This is a genomic window from Microbacterium sp. CH-015 (assembly GCF_049707015.1).
GTDB lineage: Bacteria > Actinomycetota > Actinomycetes > Actinomycetales > Microbacteriaceae > Microbacterium > Microbacterium aurum.
On sequence record NZ_JBNAFJ010000021.1, the window covers coordinates 1 to 6,745 of the forward strand.

The 6,745-nt window shown below is 62.0% G+C and carries 8 protein-coding genes; 2 read left to right on the forward strand and 6 right to left on the reverse strand.

Features of this window, described 5'->3' with window-relative positions; translation table 11 throughout:
* Positions 1-126 precede the first annotated feature (126 nt).
* Complete coding sequence (locus tag ACPYN4_RS15320) at positions 127-1,128, forward strand: PIN domain-containing protein (RefSeq protein ID WP_424446850.1); 1,002 nt, start codon at positions 127-129, stop codon at positions 1,126-1,128.
* A 221-nt stretch (positions 1,129-1,349) separates the two neighbouring features.
* On the opposite strand, the gene ACPYN4_RS15325 is transcribed toward ACPYN4_RS15320, so the two are convergent.
* From ACPYN4_RS15325 to ACPYN4_RS15345, 5 genes are all read right to left on the reverse strand, one after another.
* Complete coding sequence (locus tag ACPYN4_RS15325; RefSeq protein ID WP_424446851.1) at positions 1,350-1,580, reverse strand: hypothetical protein; 231 nt, start codon at positions 1,578-1,580, stop codon at positions 1,350-1,352.
* A 14-nt stretch (positions 1,581-1,594) separates the two neighbouring features.
* Entirely contained in the window at positions 1,595-1,978 is a 384-nt protein-coding gene (locus ACPYN4_RS15330; RefSeq protein ID WP_424446852.1) for a DUF2599 domain-containing protein, read from the reverse strand.
* Positions 1,979-2,013: 35 nt separating this feature from the next.
* On the reverse strand, positions 2,014-2,553 hold the full coding sequence (locus tag ACPYN4_RS15335) for a hypothetical protein (RefSeq protein ID WP_424446853.1): 540 nt from the start codon (positions 2,551-2,553) through the stop codon (positions 2,014-2,016).
* A 315-nt stretch (positions 2,554-2,868) separates the two neighbouring features.
* Positions 2,869-3,381, reverse strand: coding sequence for an RNA polymerase sigma factor (locus tag ACPYN4_RS15340; RefSeq protein WP_424446854.1), 513 nt, complete (start codon positions 3,379-3,381; stop codon positions 2,869-2,871).
* A 2-nt stretch (positions 3,382-3,383) separates the two neighbouring features.
* On the reverse strand, positions 3,384-3,911 hold the full coding sequence (locus ACPYN4_RS15345; RefSeq protein WP_424446855.1) for a hypothetical protein: 528 nt from the start codon (positions 3,909-3,911) through the stop codon (positions 3,384-3,386).
* 240 nt (positions 3,912-4,151) lie between these two features.
* Here ACPYN4_RS15345 and ACPYN4_RS15350 point away from each other — a divergent pair, with 240 nt between their 5' ends.
* Positions 4,152-5,594, forward strand: a complete 1,443-nt coding sequence (locus ACPYN4_RS15350; protein WP_424446856.1) for an SIR2 family protein — start codon at positions 4,152-4,154, stop codon at positions 5,592-5,594.
* Positions 5,595-5,769: 175 nt separating this feature from the next.
* Here ACPYN4_RS15350 and ACPYN4_RS15355 read toward each other — a convergent pair.
* A partial coding sequence (locus tag ACPYN4_RS15355) for an HAD-IC family P-type ATPase (RefSeq protein WP_424446857.1) occupies positions 5,770-6,745 on the reverse strand: 976 nt, incomplete at its 5' end.

Genomic DNA, 6,745 nt, shown 5'->3' on the forward strand with positions numbered 1-6,745 from the left:
GCGCGGACCGCTACCCAGTCGCCGCGCCCGCGCTACCCAGTCGCCGCATCCGCGCTACCCGAAGCCCCGGCTAAACAGAGACCGCGTAGTCGCAGCTAGTGCGGATGAATGCGAAGGGGATCACCAGTGCTCGTTGTCGTGGACGCCAACATCGTCGTCAAAAACCCCCTACTACGTGGCGACAAGTGGGACGCCGCCCGAGACGCCATACGAGCCGATCGGTTGAGACTGGTCCTACCGGAGACCGCGCGGCTGGAAGCGGTGGGCGCATTTCATCGCGCGCACGAGACCAAAATGCTGGAACTCAAGCGCATCTTGCGGCGATCGTCCGGTCGCGCGAAAGATGCTGCCGAGGGACTTCAGACAGTCTACGAGCAGGAAATCGACGAGTACGAAACGATCCTCAATGATCGACTCGCCGAGTTGGGCATCGAGATCGCCGACGTCCCTTCACACTCACATACCGAATTGACCGAACGAGCGATTGGACGCACGCCCCCCTTCGATGAGGACGGCGGAGGGTATCGCGACACGTTGCTTTGGCTGAGCGCGCTGGAGCAACTCGACGAGCCTCCGTTTGACAATCTCGTTCTGGTTTCGGACGACGGCATCTTCACTAAGAGCACTGACGTGCTCGCTGGCGAGCTCCGCCAGGACTTCGGAGCAGCGCTGCGCGTCGTGCGACGAATAGAGCAGCTTGACTTCCCTGGCGAGTTCGACGACGGCGAATTCTCACTGGCAGATACAAGTGTTGAGAAAACGCACATAGTCGATGCGATTATCGCTCGCCTCCAGGATTCGGACATCTCGCGCTGGAGCCCGCCTGGCGTCGACCACGCCACGGTGCATGTCGTAGGAAGCGTCAACCTTGTGGATCAGTCCGTTGAAGTTAGAAAGCAGTACGGCAGGGACGTATACGAGCTTTACGCTGAGGCGACGGCTGATGTCGATGCGCGGGTCCTCATTATTCATGATGTCGACGGCGACGACGTAGACTTCTCGGAGATGTCGGCGCGTTGGGACCTCCACCTGAGGTGGCGGGGCAAAGCAGTCGGCAGCAGGTTGCAGCTCAGCGAGGACCACGCCATCGAGGTATTCGATCTGGATGACCGCCCGCGCGCCAATTGATCTAGGCCCGCCCATGCGGTTTCGATCTGGGTGGGCCGTTGACGACCGAGCATCCAGCGAGCGCACGCGAACGTCCCACTTGCGTGCATCGCGCTGATAGGGATCCTCCAACGAACACGTGGCCCGCACTCAGTCGCTAGAGGAGAAACAACGTGAGGACCCCCGACTATTCGGGGATCCTCACGCACTTGTTCACTTCATAGAAGTTACGGATTGTGCTCTCAACGGCGTTGGGCGAGTGCTGTCGCGAAGCGAATGAAGCAGACGAGCGCAGTCACTCCACCAGCCAGAAGCGCCACTACTCCGGCGATCGGAACCTCGGCGGCTTTGCCGGTCGCGTCGGCAATCATCCCCGCATTGAACAGGCTGACGGCTCCCGCCGCAGCGATCCCGATCGAGGCAAGGAGGAGGATTCCCCATAGCGCGGTACGGGACGTGTGAGTGGAACGCATGTGCCGGCTCCTTCCTACGGGTTGCACAGAGCAAGAACTGTCGCGTTGTACCCCACGTTAGGTCGCCACGAGTCGAGGTTCCACGGCATCTTCACACGCCCCACGCTCCAGACGTGGCAGATCAGCTGATCGCGATACTTCTGTTGCTCATAGTTAGAGGGAACGATAGCCGCGTAGTTCGCGAAGATGGTGTCGTTTGTATAGTGCGAGAAGTTGATCGCCGCAGGGTATACAGCGATCGTGATTCCCTGCGGCACTGACTCATGCAGGATCTGTGTGTACATGAAGTTCCCGCCGTAGTTGACGGGGTCTGCGACCACTGGATAGGCAACCCCAGCAACCCGGTGGGCGACATGCTGAGTCAAAGTTGAGCCATCGACGGTGTACCAGGTGTCCACGGAGACACCGTTCGCGTCAAGGGCCCAGGGGATCGCTACGGTGACCGCGAGGGCCCCGTTTCGTCGTATCCGACAACGCCACCGTCGTCGAATTGAACAAGTCGGAGACCGTCGTAGTTGTAGTCGATCTCGGTGGGAGAATCTTCACCGTCCAGCACACTCGCGATACGCACGCTTGAGTCCGGGTTCACGAGAACCACGGAGGCGCTGCCGTCGCCGTGATCGTAGCTGGCGGCACCGTCAGGTGAAATGACCGCGTCAGCAGATATCTCACCCGGCGGCAGTGAGATCTGGACCGCGGTCCCATCTGCAGCCTCGATCTTCAGCGGGTCCGTGGAACTCTCTGGAACGACCACAGAGCCCTCATCTAGTGCCGCGCTGATCACACCACCCATCGATTCCAGCTGCACGGCATCCGCGACAAAGTCAGGGGCGACTTCTGCGACAGCGGCAGCAGGCGAAGGGTCCGTCACCTCGTCTGCACTGGCGGGGCTTCCCACCAATAATGTGGCGGACACCACCCCGATGACGGCGATACTGCTGAGACGTTGATTCACGATGTTCCATCCATTCATGTACGATCAGCGGTCACTGCTCTGAGTATTTGCTATGCGTTGGCAACGCTATGGATAGCAGCGCCGTCGTGGCATCCACCGAAAGTCGCAACTCCCGTGATCGGCGGGGCGATCCCCTTGCGGTCATATATAGCAGCCCTTCCCGAACTCACGTTCGACCCACCGAAAACGTCCTATGAGGGCTTCGGCCAGTGGCCGTTACGGCGGGGGGGTTTCGGCGGTTCCATCGCCCGGCGTGTTGAGTGCTGATCCACGTCGGCGCCGGCCGTGCCGTAAACGATCGTTTTCGGCGGGCGCGAACTCGCGCGAGCATGCTCAAACGCGCGCAGTGAGCATCATCGTGTGAAGCAGGGCCTTTGCTCTCGCGTGACGACTTCGGATCGTCGCAGCGTTCATCCCAAGAAGCTGCGCGACTTCCGTCAGCGTGAAGCCATCCCAATAGACCAAGCGAATGATCTCCTGATCGACCGCCTGCAACTTGGCGATTGCTGCGCGCACGTCGGCGACGTGATCCTGGTCAGCGGTCGGCACCCTCTCGCTGAGGTGTCGCGCGAGCTTGTCGGTAAGCGCGCGCCTGCGGGCACTAGATCGCCAGCCTTGGGAGAGGACGCGGCGCGCGACGCCAAACATCCACATCCTGGCCTCACCCGGATCGGCGGGGATCGAGCGCACCTTCCGCCACACCACGACGAGCGTCTCCCCCAGCAGGTCGGCAGCATCCTCTCGATCAGGTACCCGCCTGATGAAGTAGTCCAGAATCGAGCCAGCGTGGTCCTTCACCAACTGCCCGACTCTCTCATCGTTGGTCGAGACGTGTTCAGCCGCCATGATCAGTGCAGCTGTCCGGTGCAGTCGCTGTCGCGGCCGAGACCACCGTCGTTGAAAAGGTCGTCGCCAGCACCCGCCAAGATCACATCGTCCTCAGCTGCGAACCATGATGAGGAAAGTCCGGCCGCCTCGCGCTCCAACGCTCTTTCATAGATCTTCTGACCAACGCCTTCCCAGTCCTGGGCCGCGATGAAGTCGACGGCTTTGGTGTTGGTCTCGACGTAGTTGAGCTCGCCGTTGAAGAACTCGAGCGTGCAGGAAATCTCTTTACCTGTATCCGTGACATACGAGACGGGAATCTCGAAGTCCGGCACCATTCGCGGGTCAGTACCGGCAGTAGATGCGAGCGTGAAAGCTGGAAAAGCGAGCACGGGAACCGCGACCCACGACAACCGCCGGATGCGCTGCCGGCGCGACGCGTGAGCGCGAGCCGCGACGCTAACCCGAGCAACTTCACCTGCGATCACCCCATCCGTTGATGCAGAGTTCGGGGCGCTTGCCCGCAGCAGGTCATCGATCGATGTGTCCATGGCGTCCTCCTAGGTGTGTTCACCAAGTACATGGCCGGACCTCGTCTGAGCGTTGCACGACGTCGTCGATTCGGGGCTCAAGGCCGCAGGCCGCGCTCCCTTTTGTTGACCGTTTACGGCACGGCAACGCCGCCCAGCGAACAGACGGACCGGAAAGGATCGCCTGGCACTAAAGATCCGCAGTGGCCGCGATCTCTGGATGCGAGTCGCCCTCGAAGACCGCTCCGTTAGCATGACGCTATGTCCGACCACGTGCATACCGCGAGCTGCAAATGGTGCGCGCTCGACCTGGAATTCGTGATGCCGGACGAGTTAGTTCGAGCTTATCGGCGCGACAAGCTAGTGATCTTCGCGGGGGCGGGAATCAGCACCGAGGTGCCCACCGTGCTGTCTGAGACTCTCTATCAGCGCGCTCGCGCTCTGGCGGAAACTGACGCCGATTCTTTTCCGGAGGTTATGCAGGCTTTCCAGGACAAGTTCGATCGAGCGACCTTGGTCAAGGAGATTCGATCCCGATTCGCCTACGCGGATTCCTTTCCTACCGCCCGACGCGCCTCACGCCAGTTCCATGCCGAACTCGCGACCCTGCCACAGATCCGCGACATCATCACGACAAATTGGGATACCTACTTCGAAGAAGAGTGCCTAGCAACACCCTTCGTGATCGGGGAAGACATCGCCTATCACGATCTATACGAGCGGCGGGTCTACAAGCTCCACGGGAGCATCACGAATCTCGCAACACTGGTTGCCACCGAAGACGACTACGCGGAGTCCCTCGTCAAACTCGGCGCCAATGTCCTCGGCTCGCACGTGCGGAATATTCTCGCCTCCAAGACGGTAGTCTTCGTCGGCTATTCCCTCACCGACTGGAACTTCCGCCGTCTGTTCGACACGCTGCGAGCCGACATGGGCAAGTTCACACCTCGGGCGTTCGTAGTAAGCCCATTCGACGTGCCAGAAGCAAACGCCCTCGGCCTCGCCCACATCCGCACGAGTGGAGTGCATTTCGTTCGGGAACTGAAGCGATCTCTCCAGAGCGACTGCATCTTGCCGGACGACGTATACGACCTCATCGAGAGAATCCAGAAACGAGCAGAACGCGCCGACGAGATCGCGAAGGACATCGATCCACACAAGTACCCGGCGGTCATCTACACCTGGTTCTACAGCGACGCCGTCTTGGACCTGTGTTTTCGGATTCTCCAGCGGCGGGGTTCAGGCGAGTACTCAGACGCTCACAGGGTGCAATGGCTGGCGCGCAAGTACGCTTCCGCGGCGGAGCGAGCAACCGCGCGGGGAAACTTCGGTGACGCCGCGTACCTAGAGGGATACACGAACGTGTTGATCGCACTGCTCTCACCTTGGCTCGCGCGCGAAGATTCGAGCGGCGAGACCTCACCGACGACCGAACCACCAATCGAGGAACCCGACTCGCCGCTGTCGTCGGACGACGAGACCCCCGACGACTACGACGAGTACTACGAGAGCTTTCCTCACTTCTTTCTGCCGGGAATCGAGACTGATCTCTACGGCCCTGAAGAGTTCCAGTCCGGTCTCGAGGAGAGCCGCAGGAAGGCACCACGCCAGCGCATAAAGGCGCGCAAGATCGTGGCGACCCTGCCCCCGGGCATGGTGCTCGAGCACACTCGCGATCTGCCGGACTTATTCGAGTCCGAATGAAGTCCGCTTCTGAGGAATTGGCCACGCTCATCCCACAACCCGAGGTTGGATAGGAGGGGCGCGTGAAGGCCAAGTTGGCACTGATCGCGGACGTAGCTCGAATCCACCGCGCGCTGAGGCCCCGTCCGCGCGCATCGCCCGGATGAGGATCCCGCGTACCGGGTGCGCTTCTGAGCTATCTCGTTAGGATCGCGCGCGTGCTTACCCCGGGGTCGAGGTCCAGCCGGCGCAGGAGTTGGGCGTTGAGGGCGACGACGAGGGTGGACAGGGACATCAGGATCGCGCCGACGGCCATCGGCAGCACGAATCCGATGGGTGCGAGGATGCCGGCGGCGAGCGGTACAGAGATCAGGTTGTAGCCTGCGGCCCACCAGAGGTTCTGCTTCATCTTGCGGTAGCTGGCGCGGGACAGTTCGATCACGGACAGCACGGAGCGCGGGTCGGAGCTGGCGAGGATCACGCCGGCTGAGGCGATCGCGACGTCCGTGCCGGCACCGATCGCGATGCCGACGTCGGCGGTTGCGAGGGCGGGGGCGTCGTTGACGCCGTCGCCGATCATGGCGACTTTCTTCCCCTCGGCCTGGAGCGCACCGATCTTGGCGGCCTTGTCTTCCGGGCGCACCCCGGCGAAGACGCGGTCGATGCCCAGTTCGGTGCTGACCGCGTGGGCAACGGCCTCGGCGTCGCCCGTGATCATTAGGACCTCGACGCCGAGCTTGTGGAGCGCGTCGACGGCCTCGCGGGATTCCGGACGGATTTCGTCGGCGAGTTCGAGTCCGCCGATCACGGCGCCGTCTTGGACGACGTGCAGGATGATTGCGCCGTCTGCGCGCCAGGATGCCGCTTCATCGACTTCCGATGCGCCGAGCTCTTCGAGCAGGCGGGGACCGCCGACACGGATCTCGTGACCGTCCAGGGTGGCGGTCACGCCGACCGCCGGGGAGGAGGTGAATCCGGTGACGTTCTCGATCTGGAGGCCACGGTGTTGCGCGGCACGGACGATGGCTTTGGCGAGTGGGTGCTCGCTGTCGGCTTCGGCCGCGGCGGCGATCGCGAGCACCGTGTCGGCGTCGTGACCGCCGGTGGGGGCGATGGCGGTGACGACGGGTTCACCCTTGGTGAGGGTTCCGGTCTTGTCGAACAGGACGGCG

What these genes read in the sequence shown, in the direction of transcription:
- ACPYN4_RS15325 (WP_424446851.1), bottom strand. Translation starts at nt 1,580, where the DNA reads ATGCGTTCCACTCACACGTCCCGTACCGCGCTATGGGGAATCCTCCTC.
- ACPYN4_RS15335 (WP_424446853.1), bottom strand. Translation starts at nt 2,553, where the DNA reads ATGAATGGATGGAACATCGTGAATCAACGTCTCAGCAGTATCGCCGTC.
- ACPYN4_RS15340 (WP_424446854.1), bottom strand. Translation starts at nt 3,381, where the DNA reads ATGGCGGCTGAACACGTCTCGACCAACGATGAGAGAGTCGGGCAGTTG.
- ACPYN4_RS15345 (WP_424446855.1), bottom strand. Translation starts at nt 3,911, where the DNA reads ATGGACACATCGATCGATGACCTGCTGCGGGCAAGCGCCCCGAACTCT.
- ACPYN4_RS15350 (WP_424446856.1), top strand. Translation starts at nt 4,152, where the DNA reads ATGTCCGACCACGTGCATACCGCGAGCTGCAAATGGTGCGCGCTCGAC.